General features: G+C 66.2%; 24 protein-coding genes and 2 tRNA genes. 8 read left to right on the top strand and 18 right to left on the bottom strand.

All coding sequences use genetic code 11. From position 1 onward, the window contains the following. Nucleotides 1-13: 13 nt before the first annotated feature. Nucleotides 14-823, bottom strand: coding sequence for an enoyl-CoA hydratase (locus tag AC07PA_RS17985; RefSeq protein ID WP_494607587.1), 810 nt, complete (start codon nucleotides 821-823; stop codon nucleotides 14-16). Continuing rightward, the gene (locus AC07PA_RS17980; RefSeq protein ID WP_494607585.1) at nucleotides 823-2013 is read right to left on the bottom strand and encodes a CaiB/BaiF CoA transferase family protein; all 1191 of its coding nucleotides are present in this window, start codon (nucleotides 2011-2013) and stop codon (nucleotides 823-825) included. Before AC07PA_RS17980 ends, AC07PA_RS17985 begins: the two co-directional genes overlap by 1 nt. 185 nt (nucleotides 2014-2198) lie before the next feature. On the opposite strand from AC07PA_RS17980, the gene AC07PA_RS17975 reads away from it, so the two are divergent. Together AC07PA_RS17975 and AC07PA_RS17970 are read left to right on the top strand one after the other, a co-directional pair. Beyond that, complete coding sequence (locus AC07PA_RS17975) at nucleotides 2199-3059, top strand: ABC transporter substrate-binding protein (RefSeq protein WP_494607583.1); 861 nt, start codon at nucleotides 2199-2201, stop codon at nucleotides 3057-3059. Nucleotides 3060-3107: 48 nt separating this feature from the next. Beyond that, nucleotides 3108-4079 (top strand): MBL fold metallo-hydrolase, encoded by a 972-nt coding sequence (locus tag AC07PA_RS17970; RefSeq protein WP_494607581.1) that lies wholly within the window; start codon nucleotides 3108-3110, stop codon nucleotides 4077-4079. An 80-nt stretch (nucleotides 4080-4159) separates the two neighbouring features. Here the strand turns inward: AC07PA_RS17970 and AC07PA_RS17965 are convergent. The 11 genes from AC07PA_RS17965 to uvrB all read right to left on the bottom strand — a co-directional run bounded on the left by AC07PA_RS17965 (nucleotide 4160) and on the right by uvrB (nucleotide 13262). Continuing rightward, nucleotides 4160-4234: transfer RNA gene (locus AC07PA_RS17965), tRNA-Val, on the bottom strand. 52 nt (nucleotides 4235-4286) lie between these two features. Next, nucleotides 4287-4361, bottom strand: a tRNA-Val gene (locus tag AC07PA_RS17960). 38 nt (nucleotides 4362-4399) lie between these two features. Further along, entirely contained in the window at nucleotides 4400-5113 is a 714-nt protein-coding gene (gene dnaQ / locus AC07PA_RS17955) for a DNA polymerase III subunit epsilon (protein WP_494607579.1), read from the bottom strand. A gap of 1 nt (nucleotide 5114) precedes the next feature. Then, nucleotides 5115-5453 (bottom strand): ISC system 2Fe-2S type ferredoxin, encoded by a 339-nt coding sequence (gene fdx, locus AC07PA_RS17950; protein ID WP_007851267.1) that lies wholly within the window; start codon nucleotides 5451-5453, stop codon nucleotides 5115-5117. A 42-nt stretch (nucleotides 5454-5495) separates the two neighbouring features. Continuing rightward, entirely contained in the window at nucleotides 5496-7364 is a 1869-nt protein-coding gene (hscA, locus tag AC07PA_RS17945; protein WP_494607577.1) for a Fe-S protein assembly chaperone HscA, read from the bottom strand. A gap of 74 nt (nucleotides 7365-7438) precedes the next feature. After that, a complete protein-coding gene (hscB, locus tag AC07PA_RS17940) occupies nucleotides 7439-7957 on the bottom strand; it encodes a Fe-S protein assembly co-chaperone HscB (RefSeq protein WP_494607575.1) in 519 nt (172 codons plus the stop codon). Nucleotides 7958-8212: 255 nt separating this feature from the next. Continuing rightward, nucleotides 8213-8536 (bottom strand): iron-sulfur cluster assembly protein IscA, encoded by a 324-nt coding sequence (gene iscA / locus AC07PA_RS17935; protein ID WP_007851273.1) that lies wholly within the window; start codon nucleotides 8534-8536, stop codon nucleotides 8213-8215. Between the two features lie 6 nt (nucleotides 8537-8542). Next, nucleotides 8543-8941, bottom strand: a complete 399-nt coding sequence (gene iscU, locus AC07PA_RS17930) for a Fe-S cluster assembly scaffold IscU (RefSeq protein WP_007851274.1) — start codon at nucleotides 8939-8941, stop codon at nucleotides 8543-8545. Between the two features lie 41 nt (nucleotides 8942-8982). Continuing rightward, a complete protein-coding gene (locus AC07PA_RS17925; protein WP_007851283.1) occupies nucleotides 8983-10197 on the bottom strand; it encodes an IscS subfamily cysteine desulfurase in 1215 nt (404 codons plus the stop codon). A gap of 137 nt (nucleotides 10198-10334) precedes the next feature. Then, the gene (iscR, locus tag AC07PA_RS17920; protein WP_007851285.1) at nucleotides 10335-10871 is read right to left on the bottom strand and encodes a Fe-S cluster assembly transcriptional regulator IscR; all 537 of its coding nucleotides are present in this window, start codon (nucleotides 10869-10871) and stop codon (nucleotides 10335-10337) included. A 300-nt stretch (nucleotides 10872-11171) separates the two neighbouring features. Beyond that, nucleotides 11172-13262 carry an excinuclease ABC subunit UvrB gene (gene uvrB / locus AC07PA_RS17915; protein ID WP_007851289.1) on the bottom strand — a complete coding sequence of 697 codons (2091 nt, stop codon included), beginning with the start codon at nucleotides 13260-13262 and terminating at the stop codon, nucleotides 11172-11174. Nucleotides 13263-13367: 105 nt separating this feature from the next. Between uvrB and AC07PA_RS17910 the strand changes: the two genes are divergently transcribed. Together AC07PA_RS17910 and AC07PA_RS17905 are read left to right on the top strand one after the other, a co-directional pair. Further along, nucleotides 13368-14564, top strand: coding sequence for an amino acid aminotransferase (locus AC07PA_RS17910; protein ID WP_007851290.1), 1197 nt, complete (start codon nucleotides 13368-13370; stop codon nucleotides 14562-14564). Between the two features lie 195 nt (nucleotides 14565-14759). Continuing rightward, a complete protein-coding gene (locus tag AC07PA_RS17905; protein ID WP_494607571.1) occupies nucleotides 14760-15359 on the top strand; it encodes a nucleotidyltransferase family protein in 600 nt (199 codons plus the stop codon). Here the strand turns inward: AC07PA_RS17905 and ygiD are convergent. Then, nucleotides 15304-16170 (bottom strand): 4,5-DOPA-extradiol-dioxygenase, encoded by an 867-nt coding sequence (gene ygiD / locus AC07PA_RS17900; protein ID WP_494607682.1) that lies wholly within the window; start codon nucleotides 16168-16170, stop codon nucleotides 15304-15306. The genes AC07PA_RS17905 and ygiD overlap by 56 nt on opposite strands. A 175-nt stretch (nucleotides 16171-16345) precedes the next feature. Between ygiD and AC07PA_RS17895 the strand changes: the two genes are divergently transcribed. Together AC07PA_RS17895 and AC07PA_RS17890 are read left to right on the top strand one after the other, a co-directional pair. Continuing rightward, the gene (locus AC07PA_RS17895) at nucleotides 16346-17236 is read left to right on the top strand and encodes a CoA transferase (RefSeq protein WP_494607569.1); all 891 of its coding nucleotides are present in this window, start codon (nucleotides 16346-16348) and stop codon (nucleotides 17234-17236) included. Between the two features lie 14 nt (nucleotides 17237-17250). Then, nucleotides 17251-17910 (top strand): DUF1294 domain-containing protein, encoded by a 660-nt coding sequence (locus tag AC07PA_RS17890; protein WP_494607567.1) that lies wholly within the window; start codon nucleotides 17251-17253, stop codon nucleotides 17908-17910. Nucleotides 17911-17960: 50 nt separating this feature from the next. Here AC07PA_RS17890 and AC07PA_RS17885 read toward each other — a convergent pair whose 3' ends face one another. Beyond that, nucleotides 17961-18605 (bottom strand): hypothetical protein, encoded by a 645-nt coding sequence (locus AC07PA_RS17885; RefSeq protein WP_494607566.1) that lies wholly within the window; start codon nucleotides 18603-18605, stop codon nucleotides 17961-17963. 243 nt (nucleotides 18606-18848) lie between these two features. Here AC07PA_RS17885 and AC07PA_RS17880 point away from each other — a divergent pair, with 243 nt between their 5' ends. Both AC07PA_RS17880 and AC07PA_RS17875 read left to right on the top strand, forming a co-directional pair. Beyond that, on the top strand, nucleotides 18849-19313 hold the full coding sequence (locus AC07PA_RS17880; protein WP_494607564.1) for a hypothetical protein: 465 nt from the start codon (nucleotides 18849-18851) through the stop codon (nucleotides 19311-19313). Nucleotides 19314-19609: 296 nt separating this feature from the next. Next, nucleotides 19610-22030 carry an EAL domain-containing protein gene (locus tag AC07PA_RS17875; protein ID WP_494607562.1) on the top strand — a complete coding sequence of 807 codons (2421 nt, stop codon included), beginning with the start codon at nucleotides 19610-19612 and terminating at the stop codon, nucleotides 22028-22030. Here the strand turns inward: AC07PA_RS17875 and AC07PA_RS17870 are convergent. From AC07PA_RS17870 to AC07PA_RS17860, 3 genes are all read right to left on the bottom strand, one after another. Next, the gene (locus AC07PA_RS17870; RefSeq protein ID WP_494607560.1) at nucleotides 21979-22938 is read right to left on the bottom strand and encodes a DMT family transporter; all 960 of its coding nucleotides are present in this window, start codon (nucleotides 22936-22938) and stop codon (nucleotides 21979-21981) included. The genes AC07PA_RS17875 and AC07PA_RS17870 overlap by 52 nt on opposite strands. Before the next feature lie 63 nt (nucleotides 22939-23001). Beyond that, entirely contained in the window at nucleotides 23002-23772 is a 771-nt protein-coding gene (locus AC07PA_RS17865; protein WP_494607558.1) for a helix-turn-helix transcriptional regulator, read from the bottom strand. 24 nt (nucleotides 23773-23796) lie between these two features. Then, the gene (locus AC07PA_RS17860) at nucleotides 23797-26184 is read right to left on the bottom strand and encodes a YgiQ family radical SAM protein (RefSeq protein ID WP_145696544.1); all 2388 of its coding nucleotides are present in this window, start codon (nucleotides 26182-26184) and stop codon (nucleotides 23797-23799) included. Between the last annotated feature and the right edge of the window lie 151 nt (nucleotides 26185-26335).

Below are 26335 nucleotides of genomic sequence, written 5' to 3'. Positions count from 1 at the left end.
CTTGCGATGGGGTTCAACGGCCGGTGAAGACCGGCTTGCGCTTTTCCATGAAGGCCGTGCGGCCCTCGGTGTAGTCGGCACTCTGGAAGCATCCCTGTATCAGCGACGTGCACAGCGGCAGGTCGATGTCCGTCGATGGCTTGAGGATCTCGCGCGTGATGGCCTTGCCGGCGGCGATGGTCAGCGGCGCGTTTTCGCCGATGGGCTCGGCGTACTCGGCCAGCAGCGCGGGAAACGCCTCGACCGGGGCCGTGCGGGTGATGAGGCCGACGGCCCTGGCCTCGGCTGCATCGATGCGGCGGGCGGTGAAGAACAGGTCCTTGGCCACGCCCGGGCCGACCAGGTCGACCAGGTTCTTCATGGCCGAGTAGCGATAGCCCAGGCCCAGGCGGGCCGCCGGCACGGAGAACACCGCATCGTCGGCCGCGATGCGGATGTCGCAGCTGATGGCCACGTTGACGCCGCCGCCAATGCAGTAGCCGCGGATGCTGGCCAGCGTGGGCTTGGGAAAATCATGGATGGCCATGAGGGCCTCTTCGGCCATGGCCTCGTAACGCGCCACGGCCTCGCGCGCGGCACGCATGTCCTCGAACTGCGAAATGTCCGCGCCGGACACGAAGGCCTTCTCGCCGGCACCGGAGAACACCACCAGGCGCACGCGGTCGTCATCGCGTGCCACGTTCAGCAGCCGCGGCACGGCCTCCCACATGTCGACGGACAGGGCGTTGTGCCGTGCCGGGTTGTTGAACTGCACGTGCAGCGCACTGCCGTCGAGCCAGGAGAGCACCCGCTCGGTGCCAGATTCGTAGACGGGGTCGGACATCAGAAAACTCCTTGTTCCTTCATCTGGGCGATGTGCCCGGCCGGGATGCCCAGCTCCTGCAGGACCTCTTCGGTGTGCTGGCCACGGCGCGGCGCCGCGCGCACGATGGTGCTCGGTGTGCGCTCGAGCTGCACCGGCTGGCCCACCAGCCGCTGCGGCCCCAGGCGCTCGGACACCACCTCCTTGACCAGGCCCAGGTGCTCTATCTGCGGCTCGGCAAAGACCTCACGCATGTCGCTGATCAGGCCGCAGGCCACGCCGCCCTCATTGAACTTCTCGACCCAGTGTGCGCGATCCTGCGCGGCCAGGCGCAGGTTGATCTCGGCGTTGAGGGTGTCGCGGTTGACCGAGCGCGAGGGCTTGTCGTGGTAGCGCGGGTCCGCGATCCACTCTGGCGCACCGAGGATGTTGCAAAAGCGCTCCCAGATCTTGGAGCCGAAGACGGCGATGTTCATGTAGCCGTCGCGGGCCTTGTAGACCCCGGTGGGAATGCTGGTCGGGTGGAAATTGCCGGCCTGCGTCGCCACCTCGCCATCGATGAGAAAGCGGGAAGTCTGGAAATCGAGCATGTAGACCATGGATTCGAGCAACGAGGTGTGCAGCCACTGCCCCTTGCCCGACGCTCCGCGTTCGAGCAGCGCCACCAGGATGCCCTGGGCCGCAAAGATGCCGGCGCACAGATCGGCGATTGGGATGCCCACGCGGATCGGCCCTTCGCCGGGCAGGCCGGTCACCGACATCAGGCCGCCCATGCCCTGCGCGATCTGGTCGAAACCCGGGCGCTGCGCCAGCGGCCCGGTCTGGCCAAAACCCGAGATGCTGGCATAGATGAGGCCGGGATGGTCCTTGGCCAGGCTGTCGTAGTCGATGCCCAGGCGGTACTTCACGTCCGGCCGGAAGTTCTCCACCACCACGTCCGCAGTGGCGATCAGGCGCTTGAGCGTGGCGATGCCCTCCTCCTCCTTGAGGTTGAGCGTGATCGAGCGCTTGTTGCGGTGGGTGTACTGGTAGTCGGAGCCATCCTGGCCGCCCAGGGTGTCGTCGCCGCGCATGTGCTCGGGCATCTGCACCTGCACCACATCGGCGCCCCAGTCGGCCAGTTGCCGGCAGGCGGTCGGCCCTGCCCGGACCTGGGTGAGATCGATGACGCGAAAGCGCGACAAGGCGGCGGAAGCAGGCAAATGGGGCATTGCATTTCCAGGACTGAGTGAGCCTATTGTTTTCATCATCCAGCCACAGTGTCAACACTTTTGCCATTTAAGTTGACTCAGGGAAATCCATTGTTTGCCATTCCAGGGGCCGGTGACACAATGCCTCGGCCCTGGACATGCAGCCCCGCCAGCCTCTGCCACCCAACACATCAAGGAGCACCGCCTTGTCTCTGCCCAGCCCTCTGGCCCGACTTTCCCCCCGTGCAGGCCTGGTGCGGCTGCTGTGCGCCGCTCTTCTGGGCGGCTGTGCAGCCATGGCGCCCACCGCGTCGCCCTCCTCCCCATCCATCCCGGCCGAAGCCATCCGCGCCCTCGCACCGGAAGGCGTGCTGCGGGCCTCGACCAACCTCGGCAACCCGGTGCTCGCCTCGCGCGATGCGGCGACGGGCGCGCTCAAGGGCGTGTCGGTCGACCTGGCGCAGGAACTCGGGCGGCAACTGGGCGTGCCCGTCGAGCTCAAGACCGTGGATGCGGCCGGCAAATCGGTGGAGGTGGTGCGCGCCGGCCAGGCCGACGTCGGCTTCTTCGCCATCGACCCGGTGCGCGGCGCGGGCGTGTCGTTCACCGCAGCCTATGTGGTGATCGAGGGCGCCTACCTGGTGCGCGCCGATTCGCCACTCACCGCCAATGCGCAGGTCGATCAGCCCGGAACCACGGTGGTCGTCGGCAAGGGCAGCGCCTACGACCTGTTCCTCACCCGCGAGATCAAGCAGGCCACGCTGGTGCGTGCCCCGACCTCGCCCCAGGTGGTCGATGAATTCCTGTCGCGCAAGCTCGACGTGGCGGCCGGCGTGCGCCAGCAGCTCGAGGCCGACGCGCAGCGCGTGCCCGGCGTGCGGTTGCTGCCTGGACGCTTCATGGTGATCGAGCAGGCCATGGGCGTGCCCGCGGGCCGCCCGCCGCTGGCGCACTCCACACTGCATGCCTTCGTCGAGCGCATGAAGGCCAGCGGCTTCGTCGCCGCGGCGCTCAAGCGCCATGGCATCGAGGGCGCAGCCGTCGCCAACCCGACAGCGCCGCGCTGACCAACGACCAACCCCTGTCTGCCCCCGCCTGTTGAACAAGGAGATGCCATGCGCTTAAAGTGCTCTGCCGCCGCCCTCTTCCTGGTCGCCGCTTTGTCGGCCCAGGCCCAGAACGTGAAGGTGACGCCGCTGGGCGGCATCGACGGTGAACTGTGCCCGCAGGACCGGGCCCTGGTCTTCGAAGACCCCAACGGCACGCGCGTGTTGTACGACCCCGGCCGCACGGTGGCCGGCGCCAGCGACCCGCGCCTGGGCAAGATCGACATCATCTTGGTGAGCCACATGCACGGCGACCACGTCGGCAACGCGCACAACAAGGCGCCCAACTCCGGGACCTGCGCCAGCCCGGACATGTCGGTCTCGGCCCTGCCCAACTCCAGCGCGGTGAACATCGCCCTGGCCAAGAAGTCCAAGATCGTCACGGGCAGCGAGATGCCGCCGTTTTTCGCGGCCAAGCTCAAGGCCCATGGCGGCGACCCGGCCAACTCCATGCTGGCGCGCTTCGGCGGCAGTGTCACGGTCGGCGGCGTGCGCATTGCCACGGTGACGGCCGTGCACAGCAATGGCGTGGACCCGGATTACATCGGCGGCCAACTGGGCGATGCGATGAAGGCGGCCGGCATTGCCGGTGACGTGGGCCTGGCGACGGGCTACGTGCTGACCTTCAGCAACGGGCTGGTGGCCTACCTGTCGGGCGACACGGGCATCACCGCCGACCAGGAGCGCGTGGTGCGCGACTACTACAAGGCGAAACTGGCGGTGATGAACATCGGCGACGGCTTCAGCACCGGCCCGGCGGAAGCCGCCTTCGTGATCAACGAACTGGTCAAGCCGGCCACCGTGATCGCGTCGCACGTCAACGAGGTCGGCACGGTGGACGGCGTGGTGCGCCCGGGCAGCAAGACTGAAGCCTTCATCAAGGCATCGCGGGTGCCGGTGGTGGTGCCGCTGTCCGGCAAGACCCTGGAGTTCACGGCGGCCGGTATCTGCTCAGCGGGTTGCGGCAAGGCCAGCAACTGAAAGGCCCAATACGGAGCGTGCGTTGCACGCGCTGCAACGAAAAAACCCTTGCAGGCCATAAGCCTGCAAGGGTTTCGAATTGGTGGGAGATGCAAGTTTCGAACTTGCGACCCCTGCAGTGTGAATGCAGTGCTCTACCCCTGAGCTAATCTCCCGCAGCGCCATCCTTCGTGCGAAGGACTTTGCCGTGGTCTGTCTGCGAGCGGGTGGTGGGAGATGCAAGTTTCGAACTTGCGACCCCTGCAGTGTGAATGCAGTGCTCTACCCCTGAGCTAATCTCCCGTTGTCGCTGCGACAGCCTTCGATTATGGCACAACTTTTCAGGCTGTTTGGAATTTGCGCCAGATTGTTTTGCCGTTGCTTGCCTTGTCGATCTGCGTGAGCACGTCGGCGTGCGACGCGACCTCCTGCTCGCTGGCGGGCAGCACGGGCAGAACCAGGGCACTCAGGTCGATGGCGGCGACGCTGATGCCGCCAGCGCTGTCGTCCGTATCGTCGATGACCAGGAGCGCATCCTGGCCGCGCGTCATGTTGATGTAGACATCGGCCAGCAGCTCGGCGTCGAGCAAGGCGCCGTGCAGCGTGCGGCCGGAGTTGTCGACTTCCAGGCGGTCGCACAGCGCGTCCAGCGAGTTGCGCTTGCCGGGGAACATCTCCTTGGCCATGGCCAGGGTGTCGGTCACGCTGCCGACATAGGTCTTGAGCGCCGGGCGGCCCGTGAGTTCGAGCTCCTTGTTCAGGAAGCCGACGTCGAAGGCCGCGTTGTGGATGATGACCTCGGCGCCCTGCAGGTACTCGAGGATGTCCGGCGCCAGCTCGGCGAACTTGGGCTTGTCGCGCAGGAACTCGTTGCTGATGCCGTGGACCTTGAGCGCGTCCTCATGGCTGTCACGCCCCGGGTTGAAATAGAAATGCAGGTTGTTGCCGGTGAGCTTGCGGTTGAGCAGCTCCACGCAGCCGAGTTCGATGATGCGGTCGCCACCTTCGGCGGAGAGGCCGGTGGTTTCGGTATCGAGAACGATCTGCCGTGTCATTTCAGTGGTTTTCCTTGGCGTGGTTGATCGTGTACTTGGGGATTTCCACGGTCACATCGGTTTGCGCCAGGATGGCCTGGCACGACAGGCGCGATTGTGGCTCCAGACCCCAGGCGCGGTCCAGCAGGTCTTCCTCTTCCTCCTCGGCCTCATTGAGCGAGGACAGGCCCTGGCGCACGATGACGTGGCAGGTGGTGCAGGCACAGCTCATGTCGCAGGCGTGCTCGATGTCGATGTGGTTGTCCAGCATGGCCTCGCAGATCGAGGTGCCGGCGGGCGCGGTGATTTCGGCGCCGGCAGGACAGTATTCCGGGTGGGGCAGGATCTTGATGACGGGCATGGTGGCGTCGGTTGTTCGTTCTTGTCGTAAGGGGGCGGTCGGTCAGAGAGACTGCACGTTCTTGCCGGCCAGGGCCTGCTGGATGCCGCGGTTCATGCGCTGCGCGGCAAAGGCCTCGGTGCCCTTGGCCAGGGCCTCGGTGGCGGCCTCGATCACGGCCGCATCGTCGGACTCGCGCTGGCCGCGCAAGGCCAGCATCAGGGCGTCGATGCCGGCGCGCTCACCGGCCGAGAGCACGTCGCCATCGGCGTCGAGCGCGCTCTGCGTGGCCAGCAGCATGCGGTCGGCGTCCACACGGGCCTCGACCACGGCGCGGGCGCGCATGTCCTGCGCGGCGGTGGCAAATCCGTCCTGCAGCATGCGGGCGATCTCGTCGTCCGACAGGCCATAGGAGGGCTTCACGTCGATGCGCGCCTCCACGCCGCTGCCCTGCTCTTTCGCGCTCACGCTCAAGAGGCCGTCGGCATCGACGGTGAAGGTCACGCGGATGCGGGCTGCGCCGGCCGCCATCGGCGGAATGCCGCGCAGCTCGAAGCGCGCCAGGCTGCGGCAGTCCTGCACCAGGTCGCGCTCGCCCTGCAGCACATGGATCGCCAGGGCGGTCTGTCCGTCCTTGTAGGTGGTGAAGTCCTGCGCCTTGGCGGTGGGAATGGTCTCGTTGCGCGCCACGATGCGCTCCACCAGGCCGCCCATGGTCTCGATGCCCAGCGACAGCGGGATCACGTCGAGCAGCAGCAGATCGCCTGCGGTGTTGTTGCCGGCCAGCTGGTTGGCCTGGATGGAGGCACCCAGGGCCACCACCTCGTCGGGGTTCAGGTTGGTCAGCGGCGTGGTGCCGAAGAAATCGGCCACGGCCTTCTGCACCTGCGGCATGCGGGTGGAGCCGCCGACCATGACCACGCCCTGCACTTCCTCACGCGTGAGGTGCGCATCGCGCAGCGCACGGCGCACGGCGGCCATGGAGCGCGTGGTGAGGTGGGCCGTGGCTGCCTCGAAGTCCGCACGCGCCACGGCATGCTGCACGGCCTCGCCAGCCAGCTGGGCCGAGAAGGTGGCATGCTCGGCAGCCGTCAGCGCCTCCTTGCAGGCGCGGGCCGCCATGCGGGCCGCGACCTTGTCCGATGGGGTCTCGACCGTGCGGCCCAGTTGCTGCAGCACCTGGTCGGCCAGGGCGGCATCGTAGTCGTCCCCCCCCAGGGCCGAATCGCCGCCCGTGGCGATGACCTCGAACACACCCTGCGTGAGCCGCAGGATGGAGATGTCGAAAGTGCCACCGCCCAGGTCGTACACGGCGTAGACGCCCTCGCTGGCATTGTCCAGGCCGTAGGCGATGGCAGCGGCCGTGGGCTCGTTGATCAGGCGCAGCAGGTGGATGCCGGCCAGTTGGGCCGCGTCCTTGGTGGCCTGGCGCTGGGCGTCGTCGAAGTATGCGGGCACGGTGATCACCGCACCGTACAGCTCGTCGTTGAAGGTGTCCTCGGCGCGGTAGCGCAGCGTGGCCAGGATCTCGGCGCTCACCTCCACGGGCGATTTCACCCCGCCCACGGTGGCCAGGCTCACCATGCCCAGGGCGCTGTCGGCCGGGGGCACGAAGTCGTAGGGCAGCTTGCCGGCATCGGCCACGTCGGCCAGACCCCGGCCCATGAAGCGCTTGACCGAGGCAATGGTGTTGCGCGGGTCCTGTGCCTGCGCGGCCACGGCATCGTGCCCGATCTGGCGGCCACCCGCCTCCAGGTAGCGCACCACCGAGGGCAGCAGCACCCTGCCCTGGTCATCGGGCAGGCATTCGGCCACGCCATTGCGCACGGCCGCCACCAGGGAGTGCGTGGTGCCCAGGTCGATGCCCACGGCAATGCGCCGCTGGTGCGGGTCGGGGGACTGGCCGGGTTCGGAGATCTGCAAAAGCGCCATGGAATAGTTCTTGTCGTCGTGTTCTACGTTGTCTGCGGGTACGCCGTGCGGCTCGCAGGAAAGGGGGGCAGTCCCTATTGTCCCAGTTGATCCCGGCGGCGCTCGATATCGTCGGCAAATCGCGCAATGAACATGAGGGCTCTGACCTCGCGCGCCGCACCGGCGGCATCGCCCGCCTCGTCCAGCAACTGCCCACAGCGCGCAAGGGCCGCGCGCCGCGCCTGCTGCACCTCGTCGTCCAGGGCATGCAGGGCGGCCTCGCCCTGGGCGTCCTCGAGCGACTCGCGCCATTCCATCTGCTGCATCAGAAAGGCCGCCGGCATGGCCGTGTTGTCCTCGGCGCGAATCGGCGCACCGCGCAGCTCGCACAGGTAGGCCGCGCGCCGCAGCGGATCCTTCAGGCGCTGGTAGGCCTCGTTGATGCGCACCGACCACTGCATGGCCACGCGCTGGGCCGCGGCGCCCTGCGCGGCGAATTTGTCGGGGTGGGCTTCGCGCTGCAGCTCCTTCCAGCGCGCGTCGATGGCGCTGCGCTCCTGCGCAAAGCGCTGCGCGAGGCCGAACAGCTCGAAATCGTCGGATTGCAGGTTCATGGAGGGGAAAGGGTCAAGAAAAAACCGCCAGCACGGGGTGCGATGGCGGTTTGGCTGGGCGCTCAGTACAGCAGGCACCGTGGCCTGCAAGCGATCAGAGGCAGAGAGTTTTTCGGCCGTGCCCGGAAGGTACGCCAAAACACCCTCAATCTAGGCGCAAAGCGCAGCCATAGCTGGGCTATGGCGAGCATTTGCAACGACGAGTGAGGGCGTTTTAGCGTGCAGGACGGGCATGGAGGAAAGACTCTCTGCCTCTTAAACGCGGAAGCTCTCGCCGCAACCGCAGCGGTCGCGCTCGTTGGGGTTGTTGAACCTGAAGCCTTCGTTCAGGCCCTCGCGCACGAAGTCGAGCTCGGTGCCGTCGATGTAAGCCAGGCTCTTGGGGTCGATCAGCACCTTCACGCCGTGGTTCTCGAACACCACGTCCTCAGGCTCGGTATCGTCCACGTACTCGAGCTTGTAGGCCAGGCCCGAGCAGCCGGTGGTCTTGACGCCCAGGCGCACGCCCAGCCCCTTGCCCCGGCGGGACAGGTAGCGGGTCACGTGCCGCGCAGCGGCTTCGGTCAGCGTGATGGCCATGGTCGATCAGGCGGTCACAGCCGCAGCGTGCTTGGTCTTGTAATCGAGCACGGCGGCCTTGATGGCGTCTTCCGCGAGGATGGAGCAGTGGATCTTGACGGGCGGCAGGGCCAGCTCTTCGGCGATCACGCTGTTCTTGAGGGCGGCCGCTTCGTCCAGCGTCTTGCCCTTGACCCATTCGGTCACCAGCGAGGACGAGGCGATGGCCGAGCCGCAGCCATAGGTCTTGAAGCGTGCGTCTTCGATCACACCGGTTTCGGGGTTCACCTTGATCTGCAGCTTCATCACGTCGCCGCAGGCCGGCGCGCCCACCATGCCGGTGCCCACCGATTCGTCACCCTTGTCGAACGAGCCCACGTTGCGGGGGTTCTCGTAATGGTCAACCACTTTGTCTGAATAAGCCATGATGTCTACCTCTTCAATTCGTCAAAATGCCATGAATCCGGTCAGTGCGCAGCCCACTGGATGGTGCTGATGTCCACGCCATCCTGGTACATCTCCCACAGCGGGCTCAGCTCGCGCAGTCGGGCGACGTTTTCGCGGATGGTGGCGATCGCGTAGTCGATCTCTTCCTCGGTCGTGAAGCGGCCGATGGTCATGCGCAGGCTGCTGTGGGCCAGCTCGTCGCTGCGGCCCAGGGCGCGCAACACATAGCTGGGCTCCAGGCTGGCCGAGGTGCAGGCGGAGCCCGACGACACGGCCAAGCCCTTGATGCCCATGATCAGCGACTCGCCTTCGACGTAGTTGAAGCTCATGTTCAGGTTCTGCGGCACGCGGCGTTCCATGCTGCCGTTGATGAACACCTGTTCGATGTCCTTCAGGCCATTGAGCAAGCGCTGCTGCAGCGCATGGGCCTTGGCGTTGGATTCGGCCATTTCTTCCTTGGCGATGCGGAAGGCCTCGCCCATGCCCACGATCTGGTGCGTGGGCAAGGTGCCCGAACGCATGCCGCGCTCATGGCCGCCACCGTGCATCTGCGCTTCCAGGCGCACGCGCGGCTTGCGGCGCACGTACAGGGCACCCACGCCCTTGGGGCCATAGGTCTTGTGCGCGGTCATGCTCATCAGGTCGATGGGCAGGGTGTTCATGTCGATCTCGACGCGGCCGGTGGCCTGCGCGGCATCCACGTGCAGCAGCACGCCCTTTTCACGGCACAGTGCGCCGATCGCCGGGATGTCCTGGATCACGCCGATCTCGTTGTTCACGAACAGGATGCTCACCAGCACCGTATCGGGGCGGATGGCGGCCTTGAGCGCGTCCAGGTCCACCAGGCCGTCTTCCTTGACGTCGAGGTAGGTGGCTTCGAAGCCCTGGCGCTCCAGCTCGCGCATGGTGTCCAGCACGGCCTTGTGCTCGGTCTTGAGCGTGATCAGGTGCTTGCCCTTGCCCTTGTAGAACTGGGCAGCACCCTTCAGGGCCAGGTTGATCGATTCCGTGGCACCACTGGTCCAGACGATCTCGCGCGGATCGGCGTGGATCAGGTCGGCCACCTGCACACGCGCCTTTTCCACCGCCTCTTCCGCTTCCCAGCCCCAGGCGTGGCTGCGCGATGCCGGGTTGCCGAAATGCTCGCGCAACCAGGGAATCATGGCGTCCACTACGCGCGGGTCCACAGGGGTGGTAGCGCCGTAGTCGAGGTAGATGGGGAAATGTGGAGTCATGGCGTGGCTGGCTCAGGAGGTTGCTGGCTTGGGCTTGCTTGCAAACAACGAACGAAGAACAGTTGGACAGTTGGTTACAGAAACAGGAGACGTTCAGGGCGGTGCCGACCCCAGGGCCGGCGCGGCGCATCTGGCGGTCAGGACTTGGCGAAAACGTTGCCGAGCGCGAACACCGAATTCGGGGCGTTCACACGGATCGGCTTGACCACCGGGGTCGTCGAGATGGCGCGGCGCACGACCGGCTTGTCCTCGATCTGCACGCCCTTGGCCAGTTGCTCTTCGACCAGCTTTTGCAGCGTGACGGAGTCGAGGAACTCGACCATGCGCTGGTTCAGCGATGCCCACAGCTCGTGCGTCATGCAACGGCCGGCTTCGCCCAGGCAGTTTTCCTTGCCGCCGCACTGGGTGGCGTCAATGGGTTCGTCCACGGATACGATGATGTCGGCCACCGTGATGTCGCCCGCCTTGCGGGCCAGGGTGTAGCCGCCGCCGGGGCCACGGGTGGATTCCACCAGTTCGTGGCGGCGCAGCTTGCCGAACAGCTGTTCCAGGTAGGACAGCGAAATCTGCTGGCGCTGGCTGATGGCAGCCAGGGTGACGGGTCCGTTGTTCTGGCGCAGGGCCAGGTCAATCATGGCGGTGACCGCAAAACGGCCTTTGGTAGTGAGACGCATCGCAAGCTCCTTGTGCTAAGGCTTGTTCGTTGTAGAAACTGCCGACTGCAGGCTGTTGGCCCGCAACGACACCGTCTCCGCCCCTTACTCCACACGGGTTTTCCCGGTGCAGAGCCCTTCATCTTGTGGGCTTTTGTTCTTGAGTAGTTTGTAGGAGTATAGCACAAATCCCTATTGAATCAGTCGGGATAAGAAACTGGCGGGTCACTATTTCCCCATACGCGTTTTTACGGACAGCCCATTGCCCACCAATCGCCCATTACTACGCCCTGCCCTGCAGGTCGGGGCGCACCCCGCTCTCTACAAGGCCACGGAATCATTGCCATGCGCGCCGAAGGCCTGGTCCTTCAACCGCGTGAGCTGGTCGCGTACACGCGCCGCCTGCTCGAATTCGAGGTTGCGCGCATGCTCCAGCATGAGCTTCTCGAGCCGCTTGATTTCGCGCGCCACGTCCTTCTCGGACATGTCCTCCACCTTGGCGCGCTGCATCGTTTCCTGCTCCAGCCGCTCGGCATCCTTGCCCGCTTTCTCGCTGTACACGCCGTCAATCAGGTCTCTTACCCTCTTGACAATGCTGCGCGGCGTGATTCCGTGTGCCTCGTTGTGTGCGATCTGCTTTGCGCGGCGGCGTTCCGTCTCGCCCATGGCTTTTTTCATGGAATCGGTGATGCGGTCCGCATAGAGGATGGCGTGGCCATTCATGTTGCGTGCCGCCCGGCCTATGGTCTGGATCAGGCTGCGCTCGGCGCGCAGGAAGCCCTCCTTGTCGGCATCGAGGATCGCCACCAGCGAGACCTCGGGAATGTCCAGGCCCTCGCGCAGCAGGTTGATGCCCACCAGCACGTCGAAAGCGCCCAGGCGCAGGTCGCGGATGATCTCCACCCGCTCCACCGTGTCCACGTCGCTGTGCAGGTAGCGCACCTTGACGCCGTTGTCCGTGAGGTAGTCGGTCAGCTGCTCGGCCATGCGCTTGGTCAGCGTGGTGATGAGCACGCGCTCGTTCTTTTCGGCGCGGATGCGGATCTCCTGCAGCACATCATCCACCTGGTGGGTGGCGGGGCGCACCTCCACCACCGGGTCCACCAGGCCCGTGGGGCGCACCACCTGGTCCACCACCTGGCCGGCGTGCTGCTTTTCGTAGTCGGCCGGCGTGGCCGAGACGAAGACCACCTGGCGCATGCGCTGCTCGAACTCCTCGAACTTGAGCGGCCGGTTGTCCAGTGCCGAGGGCAGCCGAAAACCATACTCCACCAGCGTGGTCTTGCGCGAACGGTCGCCGCTGTACATGGCGTTGAGCTGGCCGATCATCTGGTGGCTCTCGTCCAGGAACATCAGCGCGTTCTTGGGCATGTAGTCGGTCAGCGTGCTCGGCGGGTCGCCCGGCGCGGCGCCCGAGAGGTGGCGCGTGTAGTTCTCGATGCCCTTGCAGTGCCCTACTTCGCTGAGCATCTCCAGGTCGAAGCGCGTGCGCTGCTCCAGGCGCTGGGCCTCCACCAGCTTGCCATCGTCCAGCAGCTGCTTGAGGCGCTCGGCCAGCTCGATCTTGATGGTCTCCACGGCCGCCAGCACCTTGTCGCGCGGCGTCACGTAGTGGCTGCTGGGGTAGACCGTGAAGCGCGGGATCTTCTGCTTGACGCGACCCGTGAGCGGATCGAACAGCTGCAGGCTCTCGATCTCGTCGTCGAACAGCTCGATGCGGATGGCCAGTTCCGAGTGCTCTGCCGGGAACACGTCGATGGTGTCGCCGCGCACGCGGAACTTGCCGCGCGAGAAATCAGCCTCGTTGCGCTGGTACTGCATGCGGATCAGCTGGGCGATCACGTCGCGCTGGCCCAGCTTGTCGCCGGTGCGCAGGGTCATCACCATGCGGTGGTAGCTCTCGGGCTCGCCGATGCCGTAGATGGCCGAGACGGTGGCCACGATCACCACGTCGGTGCGCTCCATCAGGCTCTTGGTGCACGACAGGCGCATCTGCTCGATGTGCTCGTTGATCGCGCTGTCCTTCTCGATGAACAGGTCGCGCTGGGGCACGTAGGCCTCGGGCTGGTAGTAGTCGTAGTAGCTCACGAAGTACTCCACGGCGTTCTTCGGGAAGAACTCGCGGAATTCGCTGTACAGCTGCGCGGCCAGGGTCTTGTTGGGCGCGAACACGATGGCCGGGCGGCCCATGCGGGCGATCACGTTGGCCATGGTGAAGGTCTTGCCCGAGCCCGTGACCCCGAGCAGGGTCTGGAAGGCCTCGCCGTCGTTCAGCCCCTCGACCAGCTTGTCGATGGCCTCGGGCTGGTCGCCCGCGGGGGGGTACGGCTGGAACAGCTCGAACGGCGAATCGGGAAAGCGCACGAATTCGCCGTCTTGCTGATCCGGTATGACTTCTGATATTTCCAGCATGGGGTAGGTCAACGGTTGGTGGGGGCTAGCCGTTAAAATCGGCGGAACCTGGCACGTTACACCACGCCTGGATTCTTCGCTACTGACAACCTTTCAAGGATTTTCATGTCTCTGTTCACCGCCGTCGAAATGGCACCCCGCGACCCCATCCTGGGCCTCAACGAGCAATTTGCTGCCGACACCAACCCCAACAAGGTCAACCTGGGTGTGGGCGTGTATTTCGACGACAACGGCAAGCTGCCCCTGCTGCAGTGCGTGCAAGCCGCCGAAAAGACCATGATGTCGGCCCCCACGGCGCGCGGTTACCTGCCCATCGACGGCATCGTGGCCTATGACAATGCGGTCAAGGGCCTGGTCTTCGGCGCGGACAGCGAGCCCGTGACCTCCGGCCGCGTGGCCACCGTGCAGGCCATCGGCGGCACCGGCGGCCTGAAGATCGGCGCCGACTTCCTTAAGAAGGTCAGCCCCAATGCCAAGGTGCTGATCTCCGACCCGAGCTGGGAAAACCACCGCGCGCTGTTCACCAACGCCGGCTTCGAGGTCGACAGCTACGCCTACTACGACGCCGAAAAGCGCGGCGTGAACTTCGAAGGCTTCCTGGCCAGCCTGAACGCAGCTGCCGCCGGCACCATCGTCGTGCTGCACGCCTGCTGCCACAACCCCACCGGCTACGACATCACTGCCGCGCAGTGGGACCAGGTGATCGCCGCCGTCAAGGCCAAGGGCCTGACGCCCTTCCTGGACATGGCCTACCAGGGCTTCGGCCACGGCATCGCCGAAGACGGCGCCGTGATCGGCAAGTTCGTGGCTGCCGGCCTGAACTTCTTCGTCTCCACCTCGTTCAGCAAGAGCTTCAGCCTGTACGGCGAGCGCGTGGGCGGCCTGTCGGTGCTGTGCGCCAACAAGGAAGAAGCCAGCCGCGTGCTGAGCCAGCTGAAGATCGTGATCCGCACGAACTACTCCAACCCACCCATCCACGGCGGCGCCGTGGTGGCCGCCGTGCTGGGCAACCCCGAGCTGCGTGCCCTGTGGGAGAAGGAACTGGCCGAAATGCGCGTGCGCATCAAGGCCATGCGCCAGAAGCTGGTCGACGGCCTGAAGGCCGCCGGCGTGAAGCAGGACATGTCCTTCATCACCACCCAGATCGGCATGTTCAGCTACTCGGGCCTCTCCAAGGACCAGATGGTGCGCCTGCGCAACGAGTTCGGCGTGTACGGCACCGACACCGGCCGCATGTGCGTCGCTGCGCTGAACAGCAAGAACATCGACTACGTCTGCCAATCCATCGCAAAAGTGGTTTAACCCCCTGAGTCGCTGACGCGCCTTCCCCCTTTCTCTCGCCCCGCTACGCGAGGCGGGAAGGGGGACGCAGCCAGCGCGGCGGGGCGGCCCTTGCGCGGCTACCTCGCATGGGCAGCGCTTGTTCAAAGGACAGTGGCGACACGCATTGCAGTGAATGCGCTTTTTAACCCCAGTTCTGATCTTCAGAGCCGCTTTGTGAGCGAAGCGCTCCAGAACCCGCACAACGCGGCCATTCTGGAGCGTTTGCCGCTTCTGGGCCTGCCCGATGCCTGGCTGGTCGCGGGCTGCCTGTTCCAGACGGTGTGGAACCTGCACTCCGACCATGCGCCCGATGCGCGCATCAAGGACTACGACCTGTTCTACTTCGATGCCGGCGACCTGTCGGCCGCCGCCGAAGCAACCGTGCAGGCGCGCGCTGCGGCCCTGTTCGCTGACCTGCCGATCACCGTGGAAGCCAAGAACCAGGCGCGCGTGCACCTGTGGTACGAGGACTGGTTCGGCCACCCATACACCGCCCTCACCTCGGCGCGCGACGGGATTGGTCGCTTTCTGGTGCCCTGCACCTGCGTGGGTCTGCAGCCCGCCCCGTCAGGCCCGGTGCTGCACGCGCCGTATGGGCTCGATGAGCTGTATGCCGGCATCCTGCGGCCCAACCCTGCCTGCCCGCACCTGCCGCTGTTCGATGCCAAGGCCGCGAGCTACCAGCAGCGCTGGCCCTGGCTGCGCATCGAGCGCGAGTTCACCCCCATAGCACCGAGCGCATGGAAATCGACGCCGACTGGAAACCCGTATTGAAGAAGCGCGGCATTTCAGTCGACTGCACCGCCCCCGCCGCATACAGCAGCGGCAGGTAGTGCTCATGCGTGGGATGGGCCTGCTTGGCCACGGCGCCGAGCTTCAGGAAGTCGGGCAACGCAGCGAGCTGGCCCTGCTTGATCTGGTCCTGCACCACCCCATCGAACTCGCTGGCCCAGTCGTAGGCTTCGTTGGCGGCAGTGCCCCGGCGCGTGACGCGCAGGTTGTGCACCACATTGCCGCTGCCCACGATGAGCACGCCACGCTCGCGCAGGGCCGCCAGCTGCTTGCCCAGGGCGTAGTGCTCGGCCGGGGCGCGGCTGTAGTCCATGCTCAGCTGCAGCACGGGGATCTGGGCCTTGGGGAACATGGGCTTGAGCACCGACCAGGTGCCGTGGTCCAGGCCCCATTCGCCCTCGTCCACCCCCAGCGCCGTGCCCGTGGCCGGTGATTTCAGCTCCTTGGCCAGGCCGCGCGCCACGGCGGGGGCGCCGGGCGCAGGGTACTGTTGGTCGAACAGTGCCTGCGGAAAGCCGCCAAAATCGTGGATGGTCTTGGGATTGGCCATGCCCGTGAGCTGCCAGCCGTCCCGTGTGAGCCAGTGGGCCGAGACGCACAGGATGAGCTGGGGCTGCACAGCGCGGGCCATCAGCTCCGTGCCCAGCGCCTGCCAGGCGCGGCGCCAGGTGTTGTCCTCGATGGCGTTCATGGGGCTGCCATGGCCGACAAACAGCACCGGCATGCGCGGCGAGGGCTTGAGGGCTTGCAACACGGGCAAGGTGGCGGCACTGCTGAGCGGGGTCACGGTCATCACTCCCGGAAAGGTGGCCAGCCCGGCAAGGGCGGCCATAGAGGTTCTGCGTTGCATGGACGGGAGGATAAGGTAACAAATTTTGTATAACGCAGGGAGTGAGCACCCGGGCTGGCCAAAGTTCCGGCCATCGGATGCCCTGCGCACCGCCTTCCTTCCATTCCTACAAAGAGACATGAGCACCACCCTGCCCCAACCCCTGCGCAACACCCGCGTCCTGAGCCTTGCCCTGAACCTGCCCGGCCCCGCCGCCCTGATGCGCTGCGCGCGCATGGGCGCCGAATGCACCAAGCTCGAGCCGCCACCGGCAGCCGGCTACCCCAGCGCCGACCCCATGGGCATCTACAGCCCGGCGGCCTACGCCACGCTGCACCGAGGGGTGCGCGTGCTGCACGCCCACCTCAAGACCGCCGAGGGCCAGGCCACCCTGCACGAGGAACTGGCGCGCACCGATGTGCTGATCACTTCGTTTCGCCCCTCGGCCCTGGCCAAGCTCGGCCTGGGTTGGGAAGCCCTGCAGGTCAAATACCCACGCCTGTCGCTGGTGCGCATCGTGGGCGCCGCCGCAGAGCGCGCCGAGGAGCCGGGCCACGACCTCACCTACCTGGCCGATGCCGGCCTGGTCACCGGCACCGAGATGCCGCCCACGCTGTATGCCGACATGGGCGGGTCGCTGATGGCCAGCGAGGCCGTGCTGCAGGCCCTGCTGGAGCGCGCCCACACCGGCAACGGGGTGTGCATCGAGGTCGCGCTGGCGGATGCCGCCGCCTGGCTGGCCCAGCCACGCGACTGGGGCCTGACCACGCCCGATGGCGACGTGGGCGGCAACCACGCCGGCTACCGCATCTACCCCTGCGCCGACGGCCGCGTGGCCGTGGCCGCGCTCGAGCCCCACTTTGCCGCCAGCCTGTGCGCAGCGGCCGGCCTGCCCGCCACGGGCGACGCCCAGGTGCTGCGCGCCCCCGCCACGCACGAGGGCGTGGCCGGTTTCCTGCGCACGCAGACCCGTGCGCAGCTCGATGCGCTGGCGCAGGCGCAGGACATCCCCCTGCACACACTCGCCTGAAGGCAAAAGCAAACATGCAAAAGCAGGGAAAAGTGGTGCGCTGGAACGCCGAGCGCGCCTTTGGCTTCATCCGCAGCGCGGACACCGATGCAGACGTCTTCTTCCATGTGCGCGACTTTCGGGGCAGCGGCGCGCCGCGCGAGGGCCAGGCCGTGGTCTACGAAGAGATCCATGTGGGCGGCAAGGGGCCGCGGGCCATGGCGGTGCAGCCAGCGGGCGCCCAAGCGGCAGCACACTCATCCACTCGCTCGGCGCCAGGGCCGTCTGCATCCAAGCCCCGGCAGGTTCGGCCATCGCGTGCCGATCAGCCGCGTGGCACGCCTGCATTTCAGGGCCTGGCCTTTCTGCTGATGGGTGTTTGGGCGGGACTGCTGGCTTTTGGTGCCTGGAACGGCCGATTGCCCCTTTGGCTGTTGGGCGGCGCAATAGCACTCAACCTGCTGACCTTTGCCGTCTACTTCATCGACAAGCAGGCTGCAAAAAGCGGCCAATGGCGCACCAGCGAAAGCACTCTGCATGGACTGGCGCTTTTGGGAGGCTGGCCTGGTGCCTGGCTCGCCCAGCAAATGCTGCGCCACAAATCGAGCAAGGCCGCATTCCGGGCAGCGTACTGGGCCACCGTGATTGCGAACTGCGCGATCCTGGCCGCCTGGGTAATTGGTTGGGTACGATAGCTGCAGGATAAGTGCTTTTATTTGCGAAAAAATTCCTGTGACCAAAGACACTAGTTGCAAGCGCTCGAGGAATAGTCGATATATTTTTCCTTGACTGCAGCATTGATCACCTCTCCAAGAGATTCAATTGGAAGGAATTTTCCATCACTCCAATTCTCTCCCGATGGCTGAAGAAAATAAGGAGCGGGAAAATCAATCGAATGCCTTCCATACTGGGCACGACGAGTCGTGAAAAGCACAACATCCTTACCCATAAGAGATTTATAATGAACACTCATCGCATCAACCCCATGAAGAACTATATTACTCACTAGATAGATATATTCATGCCTGCAGTTTCCACGAACCTCAAACTCCGGTAGACCCGCTGAGGCAGCCATGAGTCTTACTGAAGAAACCACCATGAAGGGCTGACCGATCTTTTCACCCTTCAATTCAGCAGCAATGACCAGTTCATTTGGATTTATCCAACCACGCCTACTGGTCAATTTTTCATTCAAAGATTCGCTTATGTAAAGAATTCCTTCAAAGCGCCCTTTGAAAACAATAGTATTTGAATTTCTTAGAAAAACATCCAACGGCATTGGCGGCGACATCGGAAGTGACGCGTGACACATCACAGATACCATCAACATCCATGCAGTGGTACACAGCGATTTCCAGAAGCGAATTTTCGAAGAAGAAATTTGATACATAGATTTTCAAAATTTAAATATCCCTTACCCACCCCAGGGCCACACTGCCATTTCAATGCTCCCTCCGGACAGTCTGGCCTTCGCCATGATGTCATGGCTGTAGCAGCGGCATCGGGCTGCGCAGTCGATCTCGCAGCGAAAAATCATCCGCAGACGACATGCAAACACCGCTTAGGACTACATGCGCCACAGCGGCCAGCGACTTCAATGGAAGGCGTATCCACCCCTCCAAAGGAGACGGCCATGAAGCCAATGATTCTTGACTCCACCATGACCAATATGGGCGGCGTGTTCTACCCCACCGGGCATGTGTTCGCCCTGTTCCCCGACGAGGACTGCGTGCGCCAGGCCGCCACCGCGCTGGAGGCCGCCGGCCACAAGGGCGAGCTGGCCTATGCCAGCCCCGAAGCCATCATGGCCGACATCGTGCGCACGCTGGGCACGGCCGATGCGCCCCTGCCCTCCGTGGGCGCCGAAGGCGACATGGTGCGCCGCATCGCCGATCTGGCCAGCACCGGCCACCATGGCCTGCTGGTCCAGATGGACAGCAAGGACGAGCCCGACACGGTGGTGGACGCCATCACACCGCAGGGTGCGGCCACGGCCTTCTACTACCGTACCTTCATCATCGAAGACCTGGTGACACCGCCCGTGCCAGACGAAAAGACCCAGTCCGTGGTGGTTGGCACGCACGCCGCGACGAACTGAGCACGCCCCCCCCCAGCCGCCCCGCGGCATCGGGTGCCCCCCACGAAACCCGCGTTCCGCAAGGCACGCGGGTTTTTCATGCCGGCCGCCACGGCCAAGGATTTGCTGCGAAGCCGCCTGGTTACCGATATAGTGGTTCTGCAAGGCAGGCCAGCACGCTCGCCCACCGGCCTGTCGGCCAGGGGAGCCCACGCGGCCCACCGCACGGGAGGAATCGGAATGGGGTTGTTCGGCCACAGAAACCCGCTCAAGGCGCGCCAGGCCGCACGGCCTTGACGCAGCGGCGGCAGCGGTACATGAGCGACGCGCGCGAGCCACCAGGCCAGGGACCGCTGCGCTCCACGCTGCGGATCACCTGGCCCTTCCTGCTTATGGTGCTTTTGCTGGCGGCATGTGCCTCGGGCAGCCTGTACGTGCTGTCGGCCGTGCGGGCCTTCGTCGCTGGCGAGAGCCTCTGGACCAAGGGCCAGAAGGACGCCATCTACTTCCTGGACCGCTATGCCGCCACGGGCTCCCCCGATGCCTACGTGCAATTCAGGAAGGCCATCGACGTGCCCTTGGGCGACAAGGCGGCCCGGCTGGCCTTGCTCGAATCCGACCCCATCGACCTGAACGCCGCGCACGAGGGATTCGCTCGCGGAGAGAACCATCCCGAGGACATCGACAGCCTGGTCTGGCTGCTGCGCTGGTTCAACCGCTACGAGATCGTGCAGCAGCCGCTGGTGCACTGGCGGGTCGGAGACCGCCATATCGACAACCTGCTGCAGCTGTCGCAGGAGATCCAGCACGGCCATACCAGCGGCATGGTGGACGCCGCTACGCGCCGGGACTGGCAGGCCAGCATCCGCGCCATCAACGCGGGTGCGACGCCGGCGGCCCGCGCCTTCAGCGCCTCGCTCGGGCACAGCTCCCGGCGCATCGTGCAATGGCTGCTCTGGGCCAACGCGGGCATGGCCGCCGTGCTCATCCTGCTGACCACCTGGCACACCCGCAGCCTGCTGGCGCAGCGCCAGCGCGCGGAACTGGCGCTCGACGCCGAGCGCGAACAGGCGCGCATCACGCTGGCCGCCATCGGCGACGCCGTCGTGACCACCGACCTGCAGGGCCAGGTGCTGTACCTGAATCCCGCGGCCGAAGCCCTGGTGGGCCTGCCGGCCCAGGAAGCTACCGGCCACCCTTTGGCCCAGGTGCTGCAACTCAATGACGGCACCGGCCCCCTGGGCGCCGACCAGTTGGTGGAGCGGGTGCTGCGCGGCGGCCCCACGCACCGCGATGGCTTCACGCCGACCGTGGTGCGCCCGGACCAGAGCATGGTCCCCATCAAGCTCATGGGCTCGCCGATCGAGCACCTGGGCCGCCCCAAGGGGGTGGTGCTGGTGCTGCACGACGTGACGCGCGAACAGCACTATGTGGAACAGCTGTCCTGGCAGGCCAGCCACGATGCGCTCACCGGCCTGGTGAACCGGCGCGAGTTCGAGCACCGGCTGGAAGTGCTGCTCGGCCAGCCGCGCGCGGTGGGGCGCGAGGGCGCCCTGCTCTTCGTGGACCTGGACCAGTTCAAGCTCATCAACGACACCTGCGGCCACCAGGCGGGCGACGAGATGCTGCGCGAGGTCTGCCGCATGCTGCAAAGCCACCTGCGCGAGGGCGATACGCTGGCACGGCTGGGCGGCGACGAATTCGGCATCCTGCTCAGGGACTGCCCGCCCGGCCCCTCGGCACGCATTGCCGAGCAGTTGCGCCAGGCGGGGCACGAGCTGCGCGTGCTCTGGGAAGGTCGGCAGCTGGGCACCGGCCTGAGCATCGGCATGGTGCAGCTGATACCGGCGCTCAGCACCATCCAGGAAGCCATGCGCGTGGCCGACATGGCCTGCTACCGCGCCAAGGAGGCCGGCCGCAACCAGGTCTTCATCTACCAGACGGAAGACATCGAGATGAGCCGCCGCGAGGGCGACATGGACTGGGTGCGGCGCCTGCGCCTGGCGCTGGAGCACGACCGCTTCCGGCTGCACGCGCAGACCATCAGCGCGCTGCAGGGGACGGGAGCGGGGCTGCACCTGGAAGTGCTGCTGCGCCTGGCCGAAAACACCGAGGAGCTCATCGCCCCGGGATGCTTCATCCCCGCCGCCGAGCACTACGGCATGATGCCCGCCATCGACCGCTGGGTGGTGCGGCACACACTGCGCGGCCTGGCACAGCACCAGGCCGCGGGCGGCGGCCCGGCCGTGCACACCTGCGCCATCAACCTCTCGGGCACCAGCCTGGGCGACGAAAGCCTGCTCAGGTACATCCACACCGAAATCGAGCAGTCGGGCGTGGATCCGCACCTGCTGTGCTTCGAGATCACCGAGACCAGCGCCATCTCGCACCTGCCCAGCGCGGTGCGGCTCATGAAGGACCTGCAGCAGCTGGGCTGCCGCTTCGCGCTCGACGACTTCGGCGTGGGCATGTCCTCCTTCACCTACCTCAAGCACCTGCCGGTGGACTACCTCAAGATCGACGGCAGCTTCGTGCGCGACCTGCTGGACGACCCGACCAACCGGGCCATGGTGGAGATGATCAACCACATCGGTCATGTCATGGGCAAGGAGACCATCGCGGAGTTTGCCGAGTCGATGGACATCGTCGACGCGCTGCGCGCCATCGGCGTCGACCATGCACAGGGCTATGCGCTCTCGCGCCCCATCCCGCTGGTCGATTGCCTGCGCAAGGGTTGAACCAGGGCCCCGCTGCCCAGCGCCAGGCCGGGCACCACCAGCAGCACCGCGGCCAGCAAGGCGCCCGAGACGGGCTCGCCCAACAGCCAGGCCCCACCCGCGGCCGTGAGCAGCGGCACCAGCGCCGCAGACAGCGCCGCACGTGCCGCGCCCAGCCGCGCAATCGCTACGCTGTAGACCACCAGGCCCAGCAACCCGGCCGCCACGCCCTGCCCCAGCGCCTGCCAGGCCACATCGGTCCATGGTGCCGAGAGCAGGCGCGGAGCGCCCATCACCAGCAGCACGGGCAGCAACAGCACGGCCGAGCCCAGGTTCACCACGGCAGCGCCCTGCCAGGGCGTGAGGCCGCTGCCGCGAAACGCCACGGTGTACACCGCCCACAGCAGCGCCGCCAACAGGAACAGCAGGTCGCCGCGCCAGGCCTCTTCCACCGTGCGCCAGCCGGCAGCGCCAAAGACCGCCATGCCCGCCACGATCAGCGCCAGACCCAGCAGCCGCGGGGTTGGAGGCCGCTCCCCGGCCACCAGCCAGCCACCCAGCGCGGTGAACACCGGCAGGCTGCCCGCCACGAAGATGCCCATGTGCGCGGCCGGCGCCCAGCGCACCCCGGCCAGCACCACCAGGCCAAACGGCAGGCCACCGCAAAACACCAGCAGCGCGCAGCGCTGGGGAGACAGGCCGGCTGGCCACCCGCTGCGCCGCAGCCACAGCGGCGCCAGCACCAGGGCCGGTACGGCATAGCGCAGCACGGCCAGCTCGACCGGCCCCAGCGTGGTGGTGACACCATGGCGCGAGGCGATCTGCCAGCCGCTGCCGATGAGCGCGGCAGCCAACGCGGCCAGCCAGCCGACCCAGGGCGATGGAATGGAGGAACACAGGCGGCGAAAGGGGGGGGCGAAAGCAGGCATGCCCGCAGTCTCGGCGCAGCACCCCCGGCCCGGCTATCAGAATCCTGCCCAGGTCAGTTGCAGTCAGGTGCGCAGTGCCTGCCGGGCCTGTGCCGGCGTCACGCCGATGGCGCGGCGGAACGCGGCCCCCAGGTGGCTCTGGCTGCTGTAGCCCAGGTCGTGCGCCAGCGCAGCCAGGTCGGCCTCGCCCTCCTCCAGGCGCTGCAGTGCCGCGGCCAGCCGCAGTTGCTCGCGGTAGGCGTGCAGGCCCAGGCCGGTATGGGTACGGAACAGGCGCGCGAGGTGGAAGTAGGAGCTGCACGCCGCATCGGCCACGTCGTGCAGCGACCAGTGAAGGCCATCGGCAGACGCGGTGCGCGTGGCCATGAAGCGCCTTGCACGCGCCACTGCCACATGGGCCATAGCACTGTCGCACAACACCCCCTGCCCGAGCACAGGCTCGGCGACCTGCTCTCGCCCCTGCGCCAGTGCGCGCCAGTGCAGGCGCAGCTGCCAGAGGGCCCGGGGTGGCAGCATCCAGGCGAGTGCATGGCCGGGGCTGCCGGCCGATGGGGCGCCCGGCTGCATGCTGACCACCATGTGGCTGCGCGGCGTGGGCTGCCACTCATGGATACGGTAGGGCAGCCCGGTGGGCAGGGCCATGACGGTCAGCCCGTCGAGCAGCACCTGCCGCCCCTCCAGATGGAACTCGGACACGCCGCACACCGGGAAGACCCAGCGCGGCGTAGCCACCTGGTAGACGGCGCCGCCGGCATGGGCCACGCCCGCGGGCTTGACCACCCGCTCCACCCGCCACGCAGCGGTGTCGGCGTAGAGGATGCGGTCCTGCGGCATTGCGGGCCGGGCTGGGCGCCCGTGTCAGCGGCCCTTGCGGCCGGCCGAGGGCTTGGCCGAGCCAGTCACGCGCGGTGGCAGGCCGGTGTGCTGGGTGAGCATGCGGCCCTTTTGCGGCTGCGTGGACTTGAGCGCCACGCCCTGTGAGGACTTGGATGCCGCCGCCGGAGTGGCCGCCTTGGCACCGCCGGGCGTGGAGTTCTTGCGCCGCGCGCTCTGGTAGCCGCCATCCGTGAGCGGCTGGAAGGTCGGGATCAGGTGGTGCTTGCCATTGCCGATCAGGTCGGCGCGGCCCATGGCCTTGAGCGCGTCGCGCAGCAGCGGCCAGTTGTTCGGGTCGTGGTAGCGCAGGAAGGCCTTGTGCAGGCGGCGGCGCTTTTCGCCGCGCACGATGTCCACGCCCTCGCTGTCGCGCGTGATCTTGCGCAGCGGGTTCTTGTTGCTGTGGTACATGGCCGTGGCCGTGGCCATGGGGCTCGGGTAGAAGGTCTGCACCTGGTCGGCGCGGAAACCGTTCTTCTTGAGCCAGATGGCGAGGTTCATCATGTCCTCGTCGCTGGTGCCCGGGTGCGCGGCAATGAAGTACGGGATCAGGAACTGCTTCTTGCCCGCCTCTTCACTGAACTTCTCGAACATCTGCTTGAACTTGTCATAGCTGCCGATGCCCGGCTTCATCATCTTCGTGAGCGGGCCCTGCTCGGTGTGTTCGGGCGCGATCTTGAGGTAGCCACCCACATGGTGCTGCACCAGTTCCTTGACGTACTCGGGGCTCTTGACGGCCAGGTCGTAGCGCAGGCCCGAGCCGATCAGGATCTTCTTGATGCCCTTGAGCGCGCGGCCGCGGCGGTAGATCTTGATCAGCGGGTCGTGGTTGGTGCCCAGGTTGGAGCAGATGCCCGGGTACACGCAGCTCGGCTTGCGGCAGGCGGCTTCGATCTCCGGGCTCTTGCAGCCCAGGCGGTACATGTTGGCCGTGGGGCCGCCCAGGTCCGAGATGGTGCCGGTGAAGCCGCTCACCTTGTCGCGGATGTCCTCGATCTCCTGGATGATGGAATCCTCGGAGCGGCTCTGGATGATGCGCCCCTCGTGCTCGGTGATGGAGCAGAAGGTGCAGCCGCCGAAGCAGCCGCGCATGATGTTGACCGAAAAGCGGATCATCTCCCACGCCGGGATCTTGGTCGCGCCTTCGTGGCTGCCGTTCTCGTCGGCATAGCTCGGGTGCGGGCCGCGGGCGTAGGTCAGGTCAAACACATAGTCCATCTCGGCCGTGGTCAGCGGGATGGGCGGCGGGTTGATCCACACGTCGCGGGCGGTCACGCCCTCGCCATGCGCCTGCACCAGGGCACGCGCATTGCCGGGGTTGGTCTCCAGGTGCAGCACGCGGTTGGCGTGGGCATACAGCACCGGGTCGCTCTTGACCTGCTCGTAGCTCGGCAAACGGATCACGCTGCGATCGCGCGGCGGCACCTTGAGCTTGGCCTTGAGCGCCGGGTTGGCCACGAACAGCATGGGCCGGATGGCGGGGTTGGGCTCGGCCGCAGCGGCTGCGCCGGCCTCGGCATCCAGGGTCCCATCTTCCTTGCTACAGGTACTGCCCTGGGCGGCGGCCTGCTCGCTGGTGGTCATGTAGGGGTTGATGTGCGCCTCGACCCGGCCCGGCTCGTCCACGCTGGTGGAGTCGATCTCGAACCAGCCCTTGCCGGTTTCGTCGTCGGAGCGGCGCACGAAGGCCGTGCCGCGCACGTCAGTGATCTGCTCCACGGGCTCGCGCGCGGCCAGGCGGTGCGCCACCTCGACCAGGGCGCGCTCGGCATTGCCGTACAGCAGCAGGTCGCACTTGGCATCGACCACGACCGAGCGGCGCACCTTGTCGCTCCAGTAGTCGTAGTGGGCGATGCGGCGCAGGCTGCCTTCGATGCCGCCCAGGATGATGGGCACGTCCTTGTACGCCTCGCGGCAGCGCTGGCTGTAGACGATGGCCGCACGGTCGGGGCGCTTGCCGCCGATGTCGCCCGGGGTGTAGGCGTCATCGCTGCGGATCTTGCGGTCCGCCGTGTAGCGGTTGATCATGGAATCCATGTTGCCCGCGGTCACGCCCCAGAACAGGTTGGGCTTGCCCAGCGCCTTGAAGGGGTCGGCGCTCTGCCAGTCGGGCTGGGCGATGATGCCCACGCGAAAGCCCTGGGCCTCCAGCGTGCGGCCGATCACGGCCATGCCGAAGCTCGGGTGGTCCACATAGGCATCGCCCGTGACCAGGATGATGTCGCAGCTGTCCCAGCCCAGTTGCTCCATCTCGGCGCGGCTCATCGGCAGGAACTTGGCCGTGCCGAAGCGCTTCGCCCAGTAGGGGCGATAGCTGGTCAGCGGCTTGGCTGCGCGCGCGAAAAAAGAGACGTCGACGGGGGCGTTCATGTGGGGGGTGCGAGACCTCGAATGAGCGAGGCCGTTATGGATAACCCGCGATTTTACGTTGGCAAGCCCGTTTTGTCGCCCCGCATCGGTTTGTCCTACCCATTGTCCGGCCATGCCCTGGCAGATATATACTTGCCAAAGTCAATCAATT

The sequence above is a fragment of the Acidovorax sp. GW821-FHT09B03 genome, from assembly GCF_059418305.1.
This window is presented reverse-complemented; position numbering and strand designations above follow the sequence as displayed.

Coding starts and splice junctions, on each gene's coding strand:
- AC07PA_RS17985 (WP_494607587.1), bottom strand. CDS start 823: ATGTCCGACCCCGTCTACGAATCTGGCACCGAGCGGGTGCTCTCCTGG.
- AC07PA_RS17980 (WP_494607585.1), bottom strand. CDS start 2,013: ATGCCCCATTTGCCTGCTTCCGCCGCCTTGTCGCGCTTTCGCGTCATC.
- AC07PA_RS17970 (WP_494607581.1), top strand. CDS start 3,108: ATGCGCTTAAAGTGCTCTGCCGCCGCCCTCTTCCTGGTCGCCGCTTTG.
- dnaQ (WP_494607579.1), bottom strand. CDS start 5,113: ATGACACGGCAGATCGTTCTCGATACCGAAACCACCGGCCTCTCCGCC.
- fdx (WP_007851267.1), bottom strand. CDS start 5,453: ATGCCCGTCATCAAGATCCTGCCCCACCCGGAATACTGTCCTGCCGGC.
- hscA (WP_494607577.1), bottom strand. CDS start 7,364: ATGGCGCTTTTGCAGATCTCCGAACCCGGCCAGTCCCCCGACCCGCAC.
- hscB (WP_494607575.1), bottom strand. CDS start 7,957: ATGAACCTGCAATCCGACGATTTCGAGCTGTTCGGCCTCGCGCAGCGC.
- iscA (WP_007851273.1), bottom strand. CDS start 8,536: ATGGCCATCACGCTGACCGAAGCCGCTGCGCGGCACGTGACCCGCTAC.
- iscU (WP_007851274.1), bottom strand. CDS start 8,941: ATGGCTTATTCAGACAAAGTGGTTGACCATTACGAGAACCCCCGCAAC.
- AC07PA_RS17925 (WP_007851283.1), bottom strand. CDS start 10,197: ATGACTCCACATTTCCCCATCTACCTCGACTACGGCGCTACCACCCCT.
- iscR (WP_007851285.1), bottom strand. CDS start 10,871: ATGCGTCTCACTACCAAAGGCCGTTTTGCGGTCACCGCCATGATTGAC.
- uvrB (WP_007851289.1), bottom strand. CDS start 13,262: ATGCTGGAAATATCAGAAGTCATACCGGATCAGCAAGACGGCGAATTC.
- AC07PA_RS17910 (WP_007851290.1), top strand. CDS start 13,368: ATGTCTCTGTTCACCGCCGTCGAAATGGCACCCCGCGACCCCATCCTG.
- ygiD (WP_494607682.1), bottom strand. CDS start 16,170: ATGACCGTGACCCCGCTCAGCAGTGCCGCCACCTTGCCCGTGTTGCAA.
- AC07PA_RS17895 (WP_494607569.1), top strand. CDS start 16,346: ATGAGCACCACCCTGCCCCAACCCCTGCGCAACACCCGCGTCCTGAGC.
- AC07PA_RS17890 (WP_494607567.1), top strand. CDS start 17,251: ATGCAAAAGCAGGGAAAAGTGGTGCGCTGGAACGCCGAGCGCGCCTTT.
- AC07PA_RS17885 (WP_494607566.1), bottom strand. CDS start 18,605: ATGTATCAAATTTCTTCTTCGAAAATTCGCTTCTGGAAATCGCTGTGT.
- AC07PA_RS17880 (WP_494607564.1), top strand. CDS start 18,849: ATGAAGCCAATGATTCTTGACTCCACCATGACCAATATGGGCGGCGTG.
- AC07PA_RS17875 (WP_494607562.1), top strand. CDS start 19,610: ATGAGCGACGCGCGCGAGCCACCAGGCCAGGGACCGCTGCGCTCCACG.
- AC07PA_RS17870 (WP_494607560.1), bottom strand. CDS start 22,938: ATGCCTGCTTTCGCCCCCCCCTTTCGCCGCCTGTGTTCCTCCATTCCA.
- AC07PA_RS17865 (WP_494607558.1), bottom strand. CDS start 23,772: ATGCCGCAGGACCGCATCCTCTACGCCGACACCGCTGCGTGGCGGGTG.
- AC07PA_RS17860 (WP_145696544.1), bottom strand. CDS start 26,184: ATGAACGCCCCCGTCGACGTCTCTTTTTTCGCGCGCGCAGCCAAGCCG.